General features: G+C 41.8%; 17 protein-coding genes. 2 read left to right on the forward strand and 15 right to left on the reverse strand.

Annotated features, from left to right (window positions below; translation table 11 throughout):
* Positions 1-6: 6 nt before the first annotated feature.
* The 3 genes from B2107_RS10905 to B2107_RS10915 all read right to left on the reverse strand — a co-directional run bounded on the left by B2107_RS10905 (position 7) and on the right by B2107_RS10915 (position 5,646).
* Positions 7-3,549, reverse strand: a complete 3,543-nt coding sequence (locus tag B2107_RS10905) for a TonB-dependent receptor (RefSeq protein WP_293955663.1) — start codon at positions 3,547-3,549, stop codon at positions 7-9.
* A 190-nt stretch (positions 3,550-3,739) separates the two neighbouring features.
* Positions 3,740-4,951 carry a FecR family protein gene (locus B2107_RS10910; protein WP_293955664.1) on the reverse strand — a complete coding sequence of 404 codons (1,212 nt, stop codon included), beginning with the start codon at positions 4,949-4,951 and terminating at the stop codon, positions 3,740-3,742.
* A 152-nt stretch (positions 4,952-5,103) separates the two neighbouring features.
* Positions 5,104-5,646: an RNA polymerase sigma factor gene (locus B2107_RS10915; RefSeq protein ID WP_293955665.1), complete on the reverse strand. Its 543-nt coding sequence runs from the start codon at positions 5,644-5,646 to the stop codon at positions 5,104-5,106.
* A 352-nt stretch (positions 5,647-5,998) separates the two neighbouring features.
* Between B2107_RS10915 and B2107_RS10920 the strand changes: the two genes are divergently transcribed.
* The gene (locus B2107_RS10920; protein WP_293955666.1) at positions 5,999-7,267 is read left to right on the forward strand and encodes an ATP-binding protein; all 1,269 of its coding nucleotides are present in this window, start codon (positions 5,999-6,001) and stop codon (positions 7,265-7,267) included.
* A 78-nt stretch (positions 7,268-7,345) separates the two neighbouring features.
* Positions 7,346-8,056: a prolyl oligopeptidase family serine peptidase gene (locus B2107_RS10925; RefSeq protein ID WP_293955667.1), complete on the forward strand. Its 711-nt coding sequence runs from the start codon at positions 7,346-7,348 to the stop codon at positions 8,054-8,056.
* A 185-nt stretch (positions 8,057-8,241) separates the two neighbouring features.
* Here B2107_RS10925 and B2107_RS10930 read toward each other — a convergent pair whose 3' ends face one another.
* The 12 genes from B2107_RS10930 to B2107_RS10985 all read right to left on the reverse strand — a co-directional run bounded on the left by B2107_RS10930 (position 8,242) and on the right by B2107_RS10985 (position 19,997).
* Positions 8,242-9,618, reverse strand: coding sequence for an alanine racemase (locus tag B2107_RS10930; RefSeq protein ID WP_293955668.1), 1,377 nt, complete (start codon positions 9,616-9,618; stop codon positions 8,242-8,244).
* Positions 9,619-9,627: 9 nt separating this feature from the next.
* A complete protein-coding gene (locus B2107_RS10935; RefSeq protein WP_293955669.1) occupies positions 9,628-11,376 on the reverse strand; it encodes an FAD/NAD(P)-binding protein in 1,749 nt (582 codons plus the stop codon).
* A complete protein-coding gene (gene sbnA, locus B2107_RS10940; protein WP_293955670.1) occupies positions 11,373-12,353 on the reverse strand; it encodes a 2,3-diaminopropionate biosynthesis protein SbnA in 981 nt (326 codons plus the stop codon). Before sbnA ends, B2107_RS10935 begins: the two co-directional genes overlap by 4 nt.
* Before the next feature lie 440 nt (positions 12,354-12,793).
* A complete protein-coding gene (locus B2107_RS10945; RefSeq protein WP_293885470.1) occupies positions 12,794-13,123 on the reverse strand; it encodes a metal-sulfur cluster assembly factor in 330 nt (109 codons plus the stop codon).
* A gap of 40 nt (positions 13,124-13,163) precedes the next feature.
* Positions 13,164-14,423 carry a hypothetical protein gene (locus B2107_RS10950; RefSeq protein WP_293955671.1) on the reverse strand — a complete coding sequence of 420 codons (1,260 nt, stop codon included), beginning with the start codon at positions 14,421-14,423 and terminating at the stop codon, positions 13,164-13,166.
* A 1-nt stretch (position 14,424) separates the two neighbouring features.
* Entirely contained in the window at positions 14,425-15,252 is an 828-nt protein-coding gene (locus B2107_RS10955; protein WP_293955672.1) for a DUF2249 domain-containing protein, read from the reverse strand.
* Between the two features lie 14 nt (positions 15,253-15,266).
* Positions 15,267-16,193, reverse strand: coding sequence for an iron-sulfur cluster repair di-iron protein (gene ric / locus B2107_RS10960; protein WP_293955673.1), 927 nt, complete (start codon positions 16,191-16,193; stop codon positions 15,267-15,269).
* A gap of 29 nt (positions 16,194-16,222) precedes the next feature.
* A complete protein-coding gene (locus B2107_RS10965; protein ID WP_293955674.1) occupies positions 16,223-16,990 on the reverse strand; it encodes an ABC transporter permease subunit in 768 nt (255 codons plus the stop codon).
* Positions 16,991-16,996: 6 nt separating this feature from the next.
* A complete protein-coding gene (locus B2107_RS10970) occupies positions 16,997-17,710 on the reverse strand; it encodes an ABC transporter ATP-binding protein (protein WP_293955675.1) in 714 nt (237 codons plus the stop codon).
* Positions 17,707-18,960 carry a nitrous oxide reductase family maturation protein NosD gene (locus B2107_RS10975; RefSeq protein ID WP_293955676.1) on the reverse strand — a complete coding sequence of 418 codons (1,254 nt, stop codon included), beginning with the start codon at positions 18,958-18,960 and terminating at the stop codon, positions 17,707-17,709. Before B2107_RS10975 ends, B2107_RS10970 begins: the two co-directional genes overlap by 4 nt.
* Before the next feature lie 7 nt (positions 18,961-18,967).
* On the reverse strand, positions 18,968-19,417 hold the full coding sequence (locus B2107_RS10980) for a nitrous oxide reductase accessory protein NosL (protein ID WP_293955677.1): 450 nt from the start codon (positions 19,415-19,417) through the stop codon (positions 18,968-18,970).
* Complete coding sequence (locus B2107_RS10985) at positions 19,404-19,997, reverse strand: hypothetical protein (RefSeq protein WP_293955678.1); 594 nt, start codon at positions 19,995-19,997, stop codon at positions 19,404-19,406. The genes B2107_RS10980 and B2107_RS10985 overlap by 14 nt, the downstream gene beginning before the upstream one ends.
* Between the last annotated feature and the right edge of the window lie 6 nt (positions 19,998-20,003).

Below are 20,003 nucleotides of genomic sequence, written 5' to 3' on the forward strand. Positions count from 1 at the left end.
CAAGTATTAAAGCGTAAGCATTAAACCAAAAGAATACGTTTTACCCATGGGGTAGTCCCGCAGTAGCCCTCGCTCTGAGGAATCTGCAGGATCATTGGCACTTGCGGGCGAATTATAATTGATCATTGCACCAGCCTGTTCGGGATCTATATACTTCGTCAGATTCCCAAAGTTCCAGGTCAACAGATTCTCGCCGCTAAAGTAAAACCGTAATTTTTCGACTTTATAGCGCCGTGTCCATTGCTGTGGCAAGGTGTAACCCAACGTAAAATTTTTCATTCGTAGGAACCCAACATTGGTCAGGTAATAATCGTTCAATTCGTAAAGTGACCTTCCACTCTGTAAGGATGAATATCCCCGATAGATCTGTGGATACTTGTTCCCTTTATTGTCCGGCGTCCATGCATTATCGACCAAGTCTTTACGGACAAAAGAAAGATAGGGCCGCTGATAGGATCCCCAGTATAAATCTCCTGTCGGGTACCAGTCCTGTTTGGCAACACCAGCAAAGGCTGCCGAAAGATCAAAATTATTCCAGGAAGCACCCATATTGACACCAAATGGAAATTTCGGCATGGCATTGCCAATTGGTTTAATATCACCATGGTTGGCAAGCGTATTATCTCCTTTGTCGATGCGTCCATCACCATTGAGATCCACATATTTCACATCGCCGCCGCGCAACATATTCCATTCACTGTTTTGCGATACACTCAGAATATCGTTATATACTTTAGAGAGGGACAATTGCGGATCTTGGAAACTATTCTGATAGCTCAATGCCTCCGCATCAGACTGAAACTGTCCGTCGATATGGTATCCCCAGATCTGCCCCAGCACCTGTCCTTCGTAATAGGAGCTCAACAAGCCTTGTGGATTATTATATTTCGTGATGATGCCTTTAAAATTAGTGGTATTCACGGCAATGTTGAAGCGCAAAGCTGAGCCGGCAAGGTCAAACTTATCCTGATAGGTTATCCCAACCTCAAAACCCTTATTACGCAAAGCCGCGTAGTTTTCGCGCGGTTCATTAGCTCCAAATACCGCTGGAAGTGGTTGGCCCGGAAGATACATGCCTTCAACATCCTTCTGATACCAGTCAAAATTAACATTGAGCTTGTTCTGAATCAGCCCAAGATCAACACCAAAGTCAATGCTTTTGGTCCGTTCCCAGGTGACGACATTGGGTAAAGGTGCCGGCGTACTGGCCCCGATAAGACGGGTACCCCCATTTAGCCAAGCTAACTGCTGCACGGTCATCAATTCCTTAAAGGTATTGACCCCTACAGTCTGGTTGCCGAGTTTGCCATACGACGCTCTGAGCTTTAAGGTGGGTATACTGCCTTTGATCGATTCCCAAAAATGCTCACGGTCCAGCTGCCAACCCAATGAGACGGAGGGAAAAAATCCCCATCGGCTCCCGCTTGGAAACCGTGATGAGCCATCATACCGTGAATTTATTTCCAGCAGGTACTTATTATTGTAGGCATAATTAAAACGGCCAAATACGCCCTGAATAGCCCAATTTTCAGCTGTTCCGCTCAGGCTATACATGGAAGTCCCCAGCGCCAAGTTAGATAGATCTTCGATCAGCAGGTCGTCCATGGCCCCGGCAATACGGTCCCGGTCAAAGGATTCCTGATTGTAGCCTACCAATACTTTGAACTGATGTTTTTGCGCCACATTTTTTTCGTAGGTCGCAAACAGGTTCATCGCATTATACTTGTCTTTCCAGCGGTATTCTGTCAGACGGTTAAGCCCTGCAGTCGCATAATTGAGTTTATTGCCAGAATAATAACTGAAGGGGTTAAGGCGTGTGCTCCGTGAAAAGTTTTCGATACGGTTGCTATAATCAAAATTTACCTGAAGGCCTTTCAATGGCTTGAGCAGCACACGGAAGGTATTGGTAAATTCTTCACTATTGCGCAGCTCCCAGCTCTTTCCTGATTCGAGTCCTGCATTCGCACCTTGACCACCAGTACCTACACCTATATCTGTTGGAATACCGTCTACAAAATTGGGGTAAAAAGGCATCAAATAATACCACGTAGTCGTACTCCAAAGTCCCCCTAGACCATTCGCATATCCACCATATTCTTTATCCTTTTCGTTGATGAACTGTGTATTGTTCGAAATTTCCAACCAGCTGTTGGGTGTGAATACCAAATTGGATTTCATATTCTGACGGTCCATATTGGAATCGTCATTGATATTATTGATTGTTTCTCTTTTGAACATACGTCCCGAAAGATAGGCTTTGAGCTTTTCGCTACCTCCAGAAATGGCAATATTATGGAAATTGGAAGGCTGATATTTTTTAAATAGGTAATCCCACCAATTGGTTTTATAGAAAAACTTGTAAGTTCCATCCGCCTGTTTCTCATGAAAGGGCGCAATCTCACCCGCAGCCACCATTTTGATCGCTTCCCAGTCCATTGGATTGTACCGTGTATAAGAACTGCCATTATACCCATATAGCGCAGCATCTACCGTTTTCCCATAAACATAGGGATCGGAAATATAATCGGTACGTGAGGCCGGTGTCGTCCAAGCAAAATTGTTAACATAATCCACCTTCACTGTTCCTACCTTACCTTTTTTGGTGGTTACTAAGATGACACCAAAAGCACCACGAGCGCCATAAATAGCCGCAGAGGCGGCATCTTTCAGTACAGAAACACTTTCAATGTCATTAGGATTAACGCGGGTAATATTCCCCTCAATCCCATCAATCAATACCAGCGGGCCGCCCTCATTAATGGAATTAAATCCGCGCACATTGATATCAGGTGCCTTGGATGGATCGCCGTTATTGAGCTGGATGTTTAAACCGGGCATAAGTCCCTGAAGCGTACCTGCTATATTCGCACTTGGACGCAACGCGATATCATCGGCATTGACCTGCGACACAGCCCCCGTCAGATTTGCCTTTTTCTGCACGCCATACCCCACGACCACAACTTCTTCCATTGCGTTGACTGAGGGCTTCATGGTTACATTCAATGTTGATTGCTGTGCTAGCGCTATTTCAAGCGGCTCATAACCAACCATGGTAAAGACAAGTATGCCATTACGGCTGTCTACCTGAATTTGAAAACTACCATCCGCACGACTTAAGCTTTTCTCCTTTTTGCCTTTTTCACTAATCGTAACATTATCCAAAGGCCGGCCCTGATCATCTTTAATAAATCCTTTGATCGGGTAACGCTGCGGAGTTTCCGTAACCGATGTTTGGCGAGCAGACTGTTCCACTCTTTTGTTCAGAACTATATTATTATCTGCTTTCACATAAGATAACTGAAGCTGAGTCAACAGATCATTCAGTGCTTGCTCAAATGAGATATTATGGTAGCTCACACTAATACGGTCGTCTTTTGCAATAAGCGACTCGTTGTAAAAAATATTGTATCCACTTTGCTTCTGCAGTTCTTTCAAGACCGCACTCACCTTTACATTGGTCCGCTTCAGATGGACGGTCTGGCCAAAAGAAAATGCATGCAGCTGCAAATTGGCAGCAAATAAGAGAGGAATTGCTATAGACAATTTCATAGAAATTGGTATTTTCTGGGATCGCACCTGCCACAATTGCGGCAATGCGATCAATTTTTTTTTAGTAAATTGCATTCGGTTGAGATAAAATTTCACGGTTTTATTAGTCATCCATGTCGAGAAAAAGACAGAACTTTCAGGGGCGTTGGCGCGCTCCTGATTGTTATATATGCTTCCCTTCTCATTAGCGTTAGTTTAGCACATATATCCTCCTTCCTTTACGTTCGAAATGTACACCACCGGCGAAAGAAATTGTTTTCAATAGTTTATCGATATTCTCATAGCGGGAAATTGTCCCGGAGAAGTGCTGTCCCTGCAACTGATCTTGGTAACTGATCTCAACATCATACCAGCGTGCCACCTCTTCCATGACCGCCTCTATGGATGCATTATCAAAAGCAAAATTTCCATTTTTCCAAGCGAGACTATAGAAGGGATCTACTTGCTCTTTTTTCACACGCTTGCTATTTTGATCGAAAATGACCTGATCATTGGGTGTAAGCAACTGTTCTTTTAAGGTAGCATCGGCAAAAGAAAGCTTGACTTTTCCTTCTACCAATGTGGTAACGATGTGATCCCCAAAACTCCTAATGTTAAAATGTGTTCCAAGAACCTCAAGTGTCTGTGCTCCACTTTGCACGATAAAAGGTACCCGTTTGCCTTTGTTATCCATTTTAGCCACTTCAAAATAGGCTTCACCTTCAAGCTGCACCAACCGCAACTTTGCATCAAATTTTACAGGATATTTGATCTTACTTCCTGCATTGAGCTGCACAAGACTTCCGTCGGCCATCTTTAATGAATATTCTCCACCTCTAGGGGTTACAATCGTATTGTAGACGATATTATTTATTGATGTCAGGTTGTCTTTGAGACTATAACTGATTTGACCTTCATTATCCTTAGTAATCAAATATTCTCCGTGGTCAAGGACCGTATCCGCACGGAGCAAACTGAGGTCGATCTGTTTTCCATTTTCAAGGATGATTATGGCTTTATCAGAACCCGGTACGATCGACACCTTAGACAGCTGCTCTTTCGGCAGCCTATCCCCGGTATAAAAGTTGTAGTAGCCCCATAGCACGGCACCGCAGAACGCAAGAAAGACTGCCGCAACCTGCCACCAACTTCTTCTGAGATTAAAATGACCATCTGTAGTCTTTTGGAGAGTAGATGCCGCTGTTGTAATTCGGGGATCAGCCATTATATTTTCCAACATCCGATGTGGGTCAGGGTACGTTGCGGGCTGTGCGTCATACGAATTCTCCCGCCAGACTTTCTCCCAAGCCTGAAGAAATACGGGATCATCCATTAATCCTACAAGCAGATCCTGTTCTTCTTTGCTGGCTTGATCAGCAAGATATTTACGTATTAATTGGCTGTATTGTTCAATTTGGTTCATTCCTTTCGATCGATTTCACCTACATAATCGCGCGAACCCGAAAAAAGTACCAATGCAAAAGATTTTTTTTAGAAAAGGATTATAGATGCCATTTTTTTGCCGCTGGGATTGCTAAATACGCTATTAAAAAATCGATGCACAAGTTGAGTTTCTTATAAAAGAAAGATGGACAGGATTTTGTCCAGCTTGAACCGCACAAATTTCGAGGCGAGGCTGAGGTGATTGCGCACCGTATTTTTGGAGAGTCCTTCCTCATCGGCAATTTCCTGATAAGATTGATCCTCAAATTTGCTCCTTCGGTAAATTGCCTGTTGCTGTGGCGGCAATTGTTCAATAATGGATTCCAGGATGACCTGCAGCTCCTTGCCTTCCAGTTCATCCTGCAGCGAAAAGGAATTTTCAAGCCAGGTATGCTCAAGCGACTGTAGATAATTGGACCGGACCAGCGATTTACGGAAATTGGATATGGCCATTCTTTTTGAAATAGCAAATAGAAAAGGAAAAATGGCTTCCGGACCGGAAAGCTGCATTCTTTTTAAGTAAAATTCGATAAAAACTTCCTGTGTCACTTCCTCTGCATCACTATCATTTTTACAGAGCTGCCGGACTTTAAAATAGATAATCGGCTGATAATAATTAAAAACGACACCAAAAACTGACTGATCTCCAGCTTTTAATAAGACAAAATCGTCCATTGATATGGAAATATTTTTCAGCCCAGCTATCATGAATTTGGTAAATTTAATTGATGCAAATTAACGTAACAGATGTTAATTTCATATAAAATTAACATTAATATCTATAATTTCGAGTTTGCCTGCCTATAAAATCAATAAATCGTACAGCTCGATTGATATTACCAATGCACAATCTCATTGCGAAATACCGCATTTTGAACCTTACATAATTGAACAATCTCAATGGTATATTTATGGTAACTGCATCTGCAGAAACGCTCTCACCAATCTTTTAAACATTACTATTTTCTTTAGTATAACTATAAAATGAATGATAATTTTAATAGATTTGACCTAAAGGTCAATTATCATGAGGAATAGTACAAAGATCACAAATGCAAGCATAGAATCCGCGGGTTTACCAAAGGATGCTAAGCAAGCCATTGCTGAATATATATGGAATGGATTTGATGCTAAAGCCACAGCAGTATCCATCGAAATCAAGAGTAATGAACTTGGCCATATCGAACAGATTAGTATCAGCGATAATGGAGAAGGTATAACACCGGATACATTAGACTATTCATTTGGCAACTTTCTGGATTCACTCAAGAAAGCGCAACCCAAACGTACTTCCTATACACGGGGCAAAAAGGGAAAAGGGCGATTCTCATTTTCCCTTTTTGCCACCCGTGCCACTTGGCATACTGTGGTAGCGCAGCATCAGGGCCTGATGGCGTACACAATAACCATAGACAGAGATAATAAAGAAACATACGATAGCTCCGAATTGCTGCCATCCCAGTCGGAGCATACAGGAACCACTGTGTTACTCGAAGGATTATTTGGCCTAAATGCTATGACATTCGAATCGGAGGATTTTAAAGATTTTCTAGCACAGGAATTTGGCTGGTTCTTGTATCTAAATAAGGATCTGGGTTACAATATCACCATAAATGGTAATCCGATCGTCTATCAGCAGCTGATTCAGGAGACTGATGAAACCTCAGTTACGATATATAGTCCCCAAGAGAATTCGTTCGTATTTAAGATTAATTATATCCGATGGAAATATTCCATTGGGGACCGTTACTACTATTATTTCCTGAACAGTCATAAAGTGGAGGTAACGAAACTGCTGAGTAGTTTTAACAATAATGCTATTGAATTTCATCATTCGGTTTACGTAGAGTCTGATTTTTTTGACAGTTTCGAAATGTCAGATATGACGCTATCTACTGAAGGAAACTTATTCAGCGAGAAAGAACAACAAGTAGTGTATCGCAAGCTCTTAGCTGAATTACGTGATATGCTGGAAAGAAAACAGAAGAAATATGTCCGCGAAAAAGCCGTGGATCTCAAATTAGAAGAACTCGCACAGAAGAATCTTTTACCCCACTACGGGCATGCTGATGCTGATAGCGGTCGTAAGGCCACCTTGCTCCAGCTGGTGCAAGAGCTTTATATTGCCAATCCACGTGCTTTTGTCGGTATCAAAGATGATTTAATTAGGACATACTTAGGCTTCTTGGATCTCTTGCTACAAACAGATCGTAAAGCACAGATATTACCTATCATTGAGCAGGCTATCCCCCTATCGGATAAAGAACGGGAAAGGATAGGAATGATATTACGATAGCGGCATGAATACATTGTAGTAAACTTCTCATTTTCTTCCAATATGACTTGTCAAGAACTCCTCAAAATTTACAGTAAGATGTGCTATCTTTATCCTCAACTGCTCTCAATATTCGTTTTCGGCATCTTTACATCACAGTCTATTGCTCAGGAAAAGCTAAAAGTCAATTATAAACACCTAACCTATCTCCCTAAAAATTACAATACAGATACGTCCACACATCCATTGGTTATCTATCTTCACGGAGGATCTCAAAAGGGCGATGATCTTGAAAAATTAAAGATCTATGGTTTACCTTATTTAGTAGATCAAGGAAAGGAATTTGATTTTGTAATGGTTGCACCACAATGTCCGGAGGGTAGATATTGGTCTACGGAAAATTGGTTCGACTCGCTTTACAATGAAATAACCTCAAACTACCGCATCGACAAGAGTCGTGTTTATGTGACTGGAATAAGTATGGGTGGATATGGAACCTACGCTGCAGCATTGGATCATCCCGAAAAAATTGCGGCAATTGTCCCATTGTGTGGAGGGGTAAATGATAGCGATACTACTCGCATTTGCATGCTCAGAGACATCCCCATCCTCACCTATCACGGAACGGCGGATGACCAAATCTCCATATATGAAACAGAAAGGATAGTCAAATCTCTAGAGGAGTGCAATGGTGAAATTATTTTCCACCGTCTTACAGGAAAAGGTCACAGTATCCAGTACCTCTATGAAACTGAGCCCTGGATTTATGAATGGTTGTTGATGCACCGCAAGGCGATAAATAACAAATAATTTTACAATATAGCTTAGAATAATATTTTTTGAAAGGCTAACTAGGGATAATGTGCTATTATAACACGATCAGAAAATTTGGAGAATTAGGAGGTAAATTCCATTACAAAGGGCCCAATGAATAAATTAGGCCCTTCATGTTATAAAGCTATTTCTATCAACTTAAATATGAACTTTAAATTCAGCTAGATAAATACATTCTTTGCAAGTTCGAAGAGGTGTGCTTCCGATTCGTAAAAATGCATCATGTACCCCGCTGTGTTGGGAAAAAGGATAAGATCTCCAATTTCCGGATATTTCTGCAGCTTAATTTGTCGTTTGAGAATCAACTCTTGTTCGAGACAATAACTCCCGACAAGATATGCATAACAGGGCTCATCTGAATCATCGACTTGCTGTTTGGGTAGATGCAGAGGATCCAATAAAAAGTCGGCACTCGAACTACGCAACTGTGTACGGTTCATTTCCAACCCCACAAGCAGACGACCCTCGCTATCTTTCTTGCGAAAGGCCACCTTTGCCAACGTACAACCTACTTGATCCAACAATGAACGGCCAGGTTCCATGCGTAATTCCAGCCTCCGATCTGTAAAGAGTCGGTGTATTGGGAGCCCATAGATGCTGGAATGGGCTGTGAGAATATGCTCTAATAATTTTTCCTTATGGATCTCATTGAAATATGGATATACAGTAGGTTCGCCATAAAGCTTATCCTCGATCTTGACCATACCTAAGGCATCATTCTGGTAAGTAAGTTCAGGTCGATTGCCGAGTACGGCTTCACGTAATGCTGTATGAAAGGATAACCATTCTTGGTGCGATTTAAGATAATTCATCAGGATACCTCCGCCAATATCGAGCGATCGCGTGTGTATTCCTAAGTCATGCAATGCATCAATCACCTGTACTGACTGTTCAATGGCAGCAACACGTTCGTCAATTGAATAGCCATTTAGATGAAAATGCAGTCCGTTGTATTTGAGGTGAGGATAGATTTCTGCCAAACCTTCAATGCGTTCTGCAACACTATCGATAGCAAAGCCAAAACGTGTTGGTAATCGTTGGCCATTGACAAGAAATCCTCCTACACGTATGTTAATTAGCAAGGTTTTTCCAAACATTGCGGCAACATCCTGTGCTAATTCCAACTCATCTTCGTTATCCAACACAACGGTGACATTATGCTTTAATGCCAATTCAAAGAGCTGTCGATTTTTGACTGCAGCAGTCAGCACGAGTTGCTCACTGGCTATTCCTGCGTCAAGGCATTGCTGAAGTTCCCTAAAGCTTGCGGTATCCACACCTTGGCCGGCATCCGCCACGGCTTGAGCAAGTTGCAGGCATTTATTTGCTTTACGGGCGAAGAATATCTTGTGAATGACATTATACTTATTTAGTACAGTCTGGTAAGCATGTATATTTTCATTTAGAGGCTTAAAGTGATGTATATTGACTGGTGATCCGTATTGTTCAATTCGTTCAAAAAGTTCTTTCGGCTCTTTGGTAAGATGATTTACCCAAGGATGCAGAATGGGTGTTAAGGGAAAAAATGTTGTGTTCATGCTGTATTTCTATAATGTTCGGATTGTATCGTCTACCCAATAACAGGAGGTATCGTTTTTTGTTCGTGACAAGCTGTCGTTGTCGAAGAATACGCCTTCGGTATTCGCGCCATAGCAGTAAATGGGTACCCTGGCTAAGGTATTGCACTTGCCGCGCTTGTCCATGGACAAAGTACCAGGGAAATAAGCTTCATTTTGATGGGGACAAATTAGCCCTTGGCTCAAAAGTGTATCATATAAAGCAGCATTATGCTGATGTAAGGAGGGTCTGCCTATGCGTGCATCGATTAAGGTATTAAAAGATGTAGCTTTTCCATTTTCGTCACAAACGACGAAAACACTCCCCACTTCTTGCCATCGAATGGTCGGCTTTTTTAAAGGCAAGAAACGGATGATACCCGCTCTTGCCAAGGCTAATATTTTTTCCATATTGGCAATTGGCGGACCATAGCTTACGCGGTTGAAAGCACCGAAATAATACTGATCCAACTGCTGCTGCGAATTGCCGGTAAACCCTACGGAAGAATATAATTCAGCAATAGATGGACATATCTCAGACCAGACCGAAGCAGCCGCCATTAATGGGCTATTCTGTTCACCTCGTTGTGCCTCCTCAATATTCTCCTCAATATAACGCAATATTTCTTCTTCACTCGTTAAGTTGGGTTTTAAAAGCTTGTGCAATGTAAAACGGTGTTGTAAAGGAATCGCATTTATTAAATTTTGTAGACGTTCGAGGTCGTTCTCGTTGAATTGGACAGCATAATAACGGAGTTGGATTTCCTGCTCGATTATTGGGAGCATATCTTTCTCAAAATCAATTTTCGTAGGCTGTTGCATCCATAATTTAAACTTCGAAGCATTTAATAAATATAGCGGACGTTTTTCTTGATACTGTGGACCACGACAAAGTATAGGTAGGGAAGTTCTTGAAAATGAATAGATCAATGGTTCCTTTCCTGAAGGACAATAATCTCCGTTATCATCAAAGGTGCCGCCGCGTCCTTCAGTAAGAGCCAATGCAATGTCGATGAAAGTAAGTCCCATGCCGGTAATACCTACTTGGGCATCAGAAGTAATATCATCATATTTTGACACCGGATATGGACTTCTGATAAAATTTGCCACTGGGACTTCAGATTCAGTGATTAGCGGCGTATTATTGTAACAATGTCCTGTAGCGAGCAATATACTTGCAACATCCCAACTACCCGTGTTGGTTTCAATCCTTGCCTTAGAATGCTGTTCCGCTATTGCCACAACGGGTTCTGCGATAAGCTGAAGTTGGACATTTGCGGGGAGCTGCCGCATCGTCTCCTTAGTTACCCACTGCAAATAATAGCCCACCAAAGCTCTCGAAGCAAAGTCAGTCGGCTGGACATCTATATCTATACACTTCACCTTACTGAGCCACTCCATAAAACTTTGTTGATCTTCTTTCTGACTATACTTATCATGAAAAGCATTCAAATGGCCAATACAGTAATTAATTAACAGGTAATCAGGTTGGTGTATGCTATAGTTTGGGCCGCATCCAAATAGCTCATCGTTGTTGAACCATAGCACTTTATAGGATTTTGTAGCTCGGTCTATACGCACACGGTTAACGAAATGATTGAGGCCATACAAGCCCTTCGGCCCACCCCCAACAATGGCAATTGTATTATCCCCGTGTTGCTGCAATTTTTTTTGCTCTCGTTCTTGATAATAGGAATATAGGTCTTGTTGTGGATTAATGTGTTGCGTATTCCAAATCATACCAATACTTCTTTAAATGTCTGCTGTACCCATTCCTCATTGTATATGGTATCGAGATAGCGCTCGCCACTATCAGGGAAAAGTAGCACTACTGAAGAGTTTTTCGGGATCTGTTTTTTTAATTTATGGAGTGCGGCTACTAGCGCTCCAGAAGAACCACCGATGAGCATACCTTCGCGTTCGCGCAATAATTGACAACCTTTTACAGCTTCAAGATCTGAAACTAATGTATAATGATCGATCTGATGTTTTTGCAAAAATGCAGAGGGATGGCTTGCTCCCATTCCCGGAATATTTCTAGCGTTCGGCTTATTTTCAAATAGAATGCTACCCACTGCGTCAACGGCAATCAACTTGGTGGTAGCAGATGCTTTCTCAATCGCGTCGGCAATGCCACGGATCGTACCACATGTACTGGTGGCAACCAGCATATAATCGGGGGCGGCATTGAGTTGACTGGTTACTTCACGAAATATACCTTCATGCGCAATATGCACATTTGGATTACCGTACTGATTCGTCCAATAACTATTGGGAACTTTATCCAAAAGGTCCTGCACTTTTTTTAGACGGTTGCCGAGGTAACCCTGATTCTCATCTTTTTCATTTACCTCGACGATGTTTGCACCGAAAGCATTCAAAAGTTTCCTTGCGTGCTGGTTAATATGCGGGTCTACAACAATGTAAGAATCGAGGCAAAGCAACTTACAGAGCCGCGCTAGTGCAATACCCATATTTCCAGAAGAAGATTCAATAATAGTCGTTTCGTTATTAATATAACCTTTTCGAATGGCTTCAACTAAAATGTTTGTAGCCGACCTATCTTTTACACTACCACTCGGATTACCCATTTCCATCTTCGCATAGATTTGCATACCCAAGCTGGAGCTGAGTGAACATAGCGATGTTAATTGCGTATTTCCTATTCCCAATGCCAGGGTACTTATTCCCTTTACGTCACTTATTTGTAAGCCCATAGTTTTATATCTTCAGTTTTACCCTTAATGGTGACCATACGCTCCAAAAAAAATGCCGCATGCGGTATGAAATCAATATACAGGTAAGTATATTGTGCAAAGGGAGGTTTATACGGAGACCGACAGGTATTTGACCGTGTAGATGGGGTATTACCCTCGCGCTCCAAATTCACTAGGTCAGTCTTGATGATTGTTCAAATTTAAAAATTGATGAGAATCAGGCTGGAATTAGCAAGAGAATACAGAAAACTGAATAGAGAACCAGAATTTCAGAAGCAAACTTCAGCCGTTTCCGAAGGTCTTAATCCGTACAAAAAGGCAATGCTAAATATTTACATCGACAAATATTTACGGTAGCATACAAACCTCAGGCCGCAGACCAGCGATTAGGGAACTCCTTTAATGATGTGTATGGAAAGTTGAATTTATTCTTAATCAGATCATCCGCGATCCAATAGGATCTTTCCCTCCTCACTGATCCGATCCGGCGTCCAAATAGGCTCCCAAACGAGATTGATAACTATGGCTTTATTTGGAAATTGCTGTTGCAATGTGTTTTCAACACCTTGAACGATAGAGTCACCCATTGGGCAATATGCAGAAGATAATGTCATGGTTACGACAATGCAACTCGGATCAGTTAAATCAAGATGATAAATTAAACCCATATCTACGATATTGATTCCCAGTTCGGGATCCATCACAAGCATCAATGCCTGAACAGCTTTTAACTCCTCAAAGGCCTCGGGTTTTGTTAGATCAATTTTCATATTATCTTTCATTCATTATACAAACGGGTGCATACTTTATTTATAGTGTTCTTCGATGAAAAACTACTTTAACGATATTAAGAACATATACAACGGCTAGTGCTACCCAAGTCCAGGCAGCACAATACAGTAGCCACTTTAATTTAAAGGCCACAGCAATGGCCATAACAAAAAGTGCCAATAGGTAAAGGTAATATTGTATCGAAAGCAGCCGCTGACTATAAAGTTCCTTAGGCATAGGTATTTTTTTGGTTCCATTGAGATCTTTATAGTGCCAGTTCCAGATCATAAACGGCAGGGTCTTAAAAGTCATTCCCAAAATAAGGCCTGTTATCCATCCAAGAAATAACCATACGAAATATAAATTAACCCAACTACCAAACTGCTGCTGCACAACCATAGGCAATGTGAAGAAAGCGAAAAGTAAACTCAAAAAGGAAATGAAACTATGTTTCATTGTAATATCCAAAATGTTACGTGCACGGTGTATATAACAGTCTACAACAAAAACAGCCCAGCATATAACTCCCAATAACACAATTACTCCAAAAATAAGAGATCTTAATCCCACAGGATGGGTATAGCCGTCCAATAAAAAAAGGACCAAGCCAAGGTTTATCAAAATGATCGAAACATAGAGCCACTTTGTTTTGGCAGATCGCCCCAAAAGAAACATGGGCAGCATCTTTGCCCCTGCTCCCAGGATCAGTTGCAAAAACCAGCCAACAATACCAACGTGGGCATGTAGCTTTAGAATATCCAGGTGACTTTTAGTTAGAAAACCATGAAATAAATTAATGGCAAGCAAAAGGCCTAAGGTTGTGGTAAAACAAAGCCAAAAGGCCGATAGCGTAAAGTAAAGGCGTAGTTCAAATAGGTGCTCCACATCTTTAGTAGTCATCCACAGCGTATAGAAGTATAGGTAGGAGCTGAAGGTAATCAATAAACCTCCAAGACACATGAGTAAACCGATCTTGAAATGCCAGAAACTATAAATCAACAAGCAGGTTCCCAATGTCAATAGGATATAAGTGGAAAATGCCAATCGGGAAGAGCTAAGCGGACGTTCGAAAATAACTGGCACCAGCTGATAAGCCGCCCCATAAATGACCATCGTCCCCCACCCAAGTGCTAGACTGTGGACAATAGCCAGCACTTTAGGTTGAAAATGGTGTCCAAAGAGCCCGCTTCCGGTAATGACGATCAGGACCGTGAAAATTAGAAAAAAAATGCCTGAAGTGATAAAAAATGGCAATACGACATATTGTTCAGGTGCTTTATGAATAGAAATATTTGCCATTTTATTTTACGGGATAAATTAACAGATGGACCTCTCCAGGGTGTCGATCATAGATGAAAATACGATAAGATAAATGATCAAGTTCTTCCAGCAGATGGAGCGGAATCTTGCGGTGTTTTATATAAGCCACATCATCGGCTTTCAGTTGGGTAAGGGCCTCAAGAATTAATTCCATCGGCTGTGGCATAGGAAGTTCGCTGACATCCAATGTAACCAGATGAAGCGGAGAAAGGCTCGCTAATTTCTGCTCAAAAAGTTCCTTCGGCACAAATGAAATATAATCGTCCTCAGCAGGCTGAACGGACAGAGCTGTATCATTTTTATAAAAGTAACTTCTGAATTCGCCTTCCGCCCATTCGTGGGTATAGCTTGGTACCTTGCGATCTTCCATTCGCCTGATCAATGGAGTGGGGACAAATGAATTGCTGATGCAAAGAATCCCGCCTGCGGCGAGTGAGCGATACAACTGAAAAATATCTTTTAACGGATCTTGACCCACTTCCAAGAGGGGTCTCACATCTAATATAACCGTCACTGCTGCTTCATCCATCCAACTTGGCCTTTCTACTGCATCGAATAAATTTATGGTTTTCTCGGCTTCATCTGACATCCAAACAAAGCCGAGCGGTACCAGCGCAGCTCGAAAATCTGCAACCGAACATCCGCCAATTTTTGCTGCTTCGCCTATGGAGACCCGAGGGGCCAATATTCGACGCAAGACCGGAATCCGGATCTTGCGCAAGGGTTTGGCAATAGCGGCAATGGCTTCAATGCTCAAGACATTATAGCTGATGAGTTCTGAAATTTTGGTATGCTGGTTTATCCGCATGGCTTTTCTAGTTTTTAATTCACTTGAACACCGTAGCTCGCGAGCAACTTTGGAAATAAAATATTATTCTCCAGATGGATATGCTGCAGAAGATCGGATTCAAATGATTCAATCTGTGAAAATAATGACGTGTAAGAATTACAGGCATTGGCTGGCAATGTATAGTTTTCGGTAATTTTGCGCAGCTGCTGAAGTTCCTTTCCTGAATCCTCGTGTTCTGAAATCAAAAATTGAATGAGCTGATCCACCTGTTTGCTGGTCAATTCTTGTTCATTCTTGATTGCCGGAAAGAGTAGCTTCTCCTCTTTATCCAAATGATGATAGAGTTCATCAAGAAAAGCATCGAGTTCTTTGGACAAGCTGATCAGCTCGGGATGTTGCTGTGCATGCACATCGGCCACTTTATGTGCGAGTTCTTGGATAATCGGTCCTTTCTCTCGGACATACCGATGGTGGACATTCTTAATGTAATCACTTAAAAAATCGATATCCCAATCTTTAAAATTTAACGACGGGCCGGATATAGGAAGATCTTCGGATTGATTAAGCCGTCTGCGCAATTCGATTTCATCAAGACCGATACTGTGAGCAGCCTCCTTAAGCGTCTGCTTGCCACCGCAACAGAAATCTACTCCGAGCTGTTTTAAAACTTGGGCCTTGCGGATATCCGTGGCCGCAATATTGCCAACGGTTTCTAGTGTTTCGCTTTCCAGCGGTTTGCCAAGGCGAACCTGCCAGTATTCAGGGCCCGATTCCAGATAATTCCAAATGATATCCTTTCCACGTTCACCCAGCAACTGATAATAGAGCGGCTTGGGATCATGATCGTTTTTGATAATAAATGACTCACCTGAATCCAGGGCATCGAAATGATCAAATATGGTCGGGTGTTTGAGTCGAGGTTCAATATTGAAAACCTCCAATAAGGGTGATTTAATCATGATGATAGTATTAAATGGTAAATAAATTATTATAAATCCTTTTTCTTAAAATAGCGAATAGATAGCCATAAGGGAATGATGCACCAAAGCAACATGACCAGCAGCGTGACCGTAATTCCAATTGAATTGCCGAAAAAATCTCGAAATATCGCTCCTGTATAGCCCATCATCGCGGAGAGATCTACCTGTAATAAAATAAGGATGCGACTGATATCGATGGGATTGAGCATGGACAGAGCAACCATTCCATGTTCGATGGGATAATCTGCAAACTGAAATAAGATGAATAGTACCAATGCGTCAAAAAGCAGCGTAAAATAAAGCCAAAGCAAAATTGATAATCCTATCCCCTTCGATTTATCCCTGATCAATACAGATGTCCACATCGCTATGGAAACGAAAATTAAGGAAAGTACCAGCCCGCAACCAACCAAAGTAATACCCGAATAGCTAAATGCATAGATAAAAGTTGGTATGCCGACGCCGATAAAAAAAGCTAAACTAAGTGCACCTGCCAGACCCACATACAGGCTGCCCCAAATGCTTTTTCGCTGTAAAGGCTGACTGACAAGGCAATTAATAAACTCGGAACTCTGGTAGATATAGATGCCAGAAAAAACGATGCTCATCAACGGAACTACAAACAAAACAATATTCAGTAGACTGAGTAATCCCTTTTCATAATTGTCCTCCATGGTGTAGACCGCCATGGAAAGCACAAAGAGTAATATGGTGTAGCATAAAATGGTCTTATTACGCAAGAGATCCACAAAAACATATCGTATAATTTTATTCATCTTTTTTTAATTAGGCAGATCACGGTTCTGCATCAAATAAGCGATTGCTTTGGATAGTTTTTCAGTACCTGTATCTTCTTTTAATTGCTGCAGGCTCTTATGAAACTTCAGCTCTCCTTCCTGCAAAAAGACAATCTGTGAGACAAACTCATCGAGATCACTAAGTACATGGGAACTGATGATGATCAGTTTACCGCGTCCGATTTCTTTCTTGATTTTACCCTTGAGAATTTCGGTAGACAGAGGATCTAACCCCGCCGTGGGTTCATCCAGGATGAGTACTTTGGGGTCAAACATAAATGCGATACAGGCACTTACTTTTTGTCTTGTACCACCGGAAAGTGTCGCCATACGTTTTTCCAATAGCTTGTCCACGCCGAAAGCCTGATAAAGATCCGAATCCGTCTGGGGCTGTTTGCGGATATCTTTGATCATATCCAATACCTGCTTGATGGACATGTTCTCAGGATATTGACCTATCTGCGGCATATAGCCGATATGGTTCCGATAAACCCATTGCTGTCCAATGTCTTGTCCTTCAAACGTGATCCGTCCGGCACTCGGCATCACCATCCCCAGGATAGACTTGATCAAGGTGGTCTTACCACTGCCATTGGGGCCTATTAGGGCGACGCATTCGCCACCGTTCAACGTCAGATCGATGCCTTTTAATGCCTTGAATTTGCCAAAGCTTTTCGTTAACTGTTGGATACTAATCATACTTTTATTGATTTCATGCGAGGCTTATCATCTTTAAGCCCCTCGGGTGTTAGACTTGGTAATAGCTTTTCAGTCCGGTCAAACAGCATAGCCATAAAACTTCGAAAAAGTAACATCGCCGAAGGATAGCGCTCAACCATCATCGAGAATAGGCTTACGGGGCGAAAAGGAATATCCCCAAATCCGTCTCGGTCCAGATCATATCCCTCATATTTGTCCCAATAGTTATGCACAAAACTATTGAGTGTAAGCGTGCCATTGGTAGCAACATCAAAGGTATTCTGAAAAAAATTATTGTCTTTAAGCACATTGTCCATACAGCTCGACTGGATCTTGAGCCCCCATCCGTTGCTCTTAAAATTGTTATGTTCAATATGGATTCGGTTCGATCCTTCCATAAAAATACCGGTGGTATTGCGGCTAAACTGATTGTTGATGATCTGACTATCGGAAATATCTTTGAGCAACAATCCATAGGCGGCATCGCCCCAATTTTCTTCGAAATTATTGTTTTCCATATGGACATGTTTGGTATACATAACAGCTACACCAGCACCATTGCTGCGAAAGGTGTTTGAGATGTAGCTGTTCTCATGGGAAAACATAAAATGGAGACCATAGCGCAGATTTTTTTCAGAAAGATTGCCCTCTACCCGAGTATGCGTCACAAACTCAAGATAAATACCGTCCCTGTGTCCAGACACTTTATTATTTTCAATACTTAGACTATCCGATTTCCAAGCATGAATACCGTTACCGATCAGCTGCTCCGCTGTACCAAAAGCTTTGAGAGTATTGCCCCGTATTTCGACATTTTTCGCATTTTGGGCATAGATCCCAAAAAAATTATCCACGAGCTCATTATCAAGTATTTTAATCTGTTCTGTATTATAAATCTTAATCCCGGCAATATCATTCATAGATGAATGTCCGGAATGCTGAATCGAAAAACCCTGAACTGTAACACCTGGCGATTTAATCGAGAGCGGTTCATATTTTTTCTCCCCGTCAAGCACAGGCTTTCCCAATCCTTTTAGGTAGATGGCCTTATCAATAACGATATTTCCCTCCTTGTAGACGCCCGCCGACACTAAAATGGTATCACCAGATTGCGCCTGTGCCAAGCCAGCCTGAATTGTGCTGAAAGGCTGCCCCTTTCCTATCTTGATGGTATTCGCCGAAATGGGCGAACTTACGATCCAAAGACAGGTAATTGCATACCAAAGCGCTAAAGCTAGATTCTTCATCATTATTTATTTATTTCCACAGATCATTCCAAGTCATCACGGTGCCACCAATCTCGGCTTTGACCTTATCCAGCTCACCTCGTTTTTCAAATACAGCAATATTGCCGCGCATCGGACTTTTCAAGGACTCACTTTTGAGATAATAGGCGTCTGCTGCCGGTATGAGATTATGGCTAACATAATCAGACAGATAATAAACCGCAATCTCTTCTTTTTTGACCGAGTTCCCATTGACAAAGGCAATCATACATTGAACGTCATCAAAATTGAAGACCCGACCCTTCTTTGTCTGTAGCTGCGTGCCAAAACGCACGTCCGTTATTGTCATCTTACAGTGGGCACATTGCTCGCTGCCGTATTTAATAGGCTTGGGTTTATTGTTGCCCTGACAGGCCTGCAAACTAAATAGAACCAGCAATATACTGCTGCAGATCAACGCGAATAGTTTATAGTTTCTCATATGATTTTAGTTTTAGGGTTTTATTGTTTTGCCATTCTCTCACGGTACAATAGGCCAAGATAATTCCACAGAGTATAAAGATCCATCCCCCAATATCCGGGATTGAATAGGCACCAAAATTTAAAAGCTGTTTGTATCCGATCAGTGGGGGTTGGTAAGACATTCCCGGAACTTTTATCGGTGCATTTGGATCGAGCTGATGACCATAGTTATATTCCCAGATATAAAAGTCAACCAAGGCCGCAATTCCAAAAAGCAGAAAACAAAAGAATAAGCCATACAGCAGTTTTCTATTCCGCAACAACCCTATGAATAAAAACGCCAGTGCAAAAAATAAGATGATATAAGGTAAAACCGTAAATTCTATAAAATCTTCCGCATGCAGCGTTTTCATCCCAATGTAATGGTTGAGCCCGTTGATAATGTCGACCTGTCCCGCCAATTTGTTGCTATAGATCTGTAACTCTAAGCCTTCTGGGTATTGCGCTGCGTCAAGCTCAATACGCCAGATAGGCAGGAAGATGACCGCTACCAGGGCCAGACCACTTAGGATCAATAGAATCCGATGTACTGCTGACATGTGACT

The sequence above is a fragment of the Sphingobacterium sp. UBA7855 genome (assembly GCA_002500745.1).
GTDB lineage: Bacteria > Bacteroidota > Bacteroidia > Sphingobacteriales > Sphingobacteriaceae > Sphingobacterium.

Coding starts and splice junctions, on each gene's coding strand:
- B2107_RS10985 (WP_293955678.1), bottom strand. CDS start 19,997: ATGTCAGCAGTACATCGGATTCTATTGATCCTAAGTGGTCTGGCCCTG.
- B2107_RS10935 (WP_293955669.1), bottom strand. CDS start 11,376: ATGATTTGGAATACGCAACACATTAATCCACAACAAGACCTATATTCC.
- B2107_RS10950 (WP_293955671.1), bottom strand. CDS start 14,423: ATGGCAAATATTTCTATTCATAAAGCACCTGAACAATATGTCGTATTG.
- B2107_RS10905 (WP_293955663.1), bottom strand. CDS start 3,549: ATGAAATTGTCTATAGCAATTCCTCTCTTATTTGCTGCCAATTTGCAG.
- B2107_RS10965 (WP_293955674.1), bottom strand. CDS start 16,990: ATGAATAAAATTATACGATATGTTTTTGTGGATCTCTTGCGTAATAAG.
- B2107_RS10910 (WP_293955664.1), bottom strand. CDS start 4,951: ATGAACCAAATTGAACAATACAGCCAATTAATACGTAAATATCTTGCT.
- B2107_RS10925 (WP_293955667.1), top strand. CDS start 7,346: ATGTGCTATCTTTATCCTCAACTGCTCTCAATATTCGTTTTCGGCATC.
- B2107_RS10945 (WP_293885470.1), bottom strand. CDS start 13,123: ATGAAAATTGATCTAACAAAACCCGAGGCCTTTGAGGAGTTAAAAGCT.
- ric (WP_293955673.1), bottom strand. CDS start 16,193: ATGATTAAATCACCCTTATTGGAGGTTTTCAATATTGAACCTCGACTC.
- B2107_RS10915 (WP_293955665.1), bottom strand. CDS start 5,646: ATGGACGATTTTGTCTTATTAAAAGCTGGAGATCAGTCAGTTTTTGGT.
- B2107_RS10920 (WP_293955666.1), top strand. CDS start 5,999: ATGAGGAATAGTACAAAGATCACAAATGCAAGCATAGAATCCGCGGGT.
- B2107_RS10975 (WP_293955676.1), bottom strand. CDS start 18,960: ATGATGAAGAATCTAGCTTTAGCGCTTTGGTATGCAATTACCTGTCTT.
- sbnA (WP_293955670.1), bottom strand. CDS start 12,353: ATGGGCTTACAAATAAGTGACGTAAAGGGAATAAGTACCCTGGCATTG.
- B2107_RS10955 (WP_293955672.1), bottom strand. CDS start 15,252: ATGCGGATAAACCAGCATACCAAAATTTCAGAACTCATCAGCTATAAT.
- B2107_RS10970 (WP_293955675.1), bottom strand. CDS start 17,710: ATGATTAGTATCCAACAGTTAACGAAAAGCTTTGGCAAATTCAAGGCA.
- B2107_RS10930 (WP_293955668.1), bottom strand. CDS start 9,618: ATGAACACAACATTTTTTCCCTTAACACCCATTCTGCATCCTTGGGTA.
- B2107_RS10980 (WP_293955677.1), bottom strand. CDS start 19,417: ATGAGAAACTATAAACTATTCGCGTTGATCTGCAGCAGTATATTGCTG.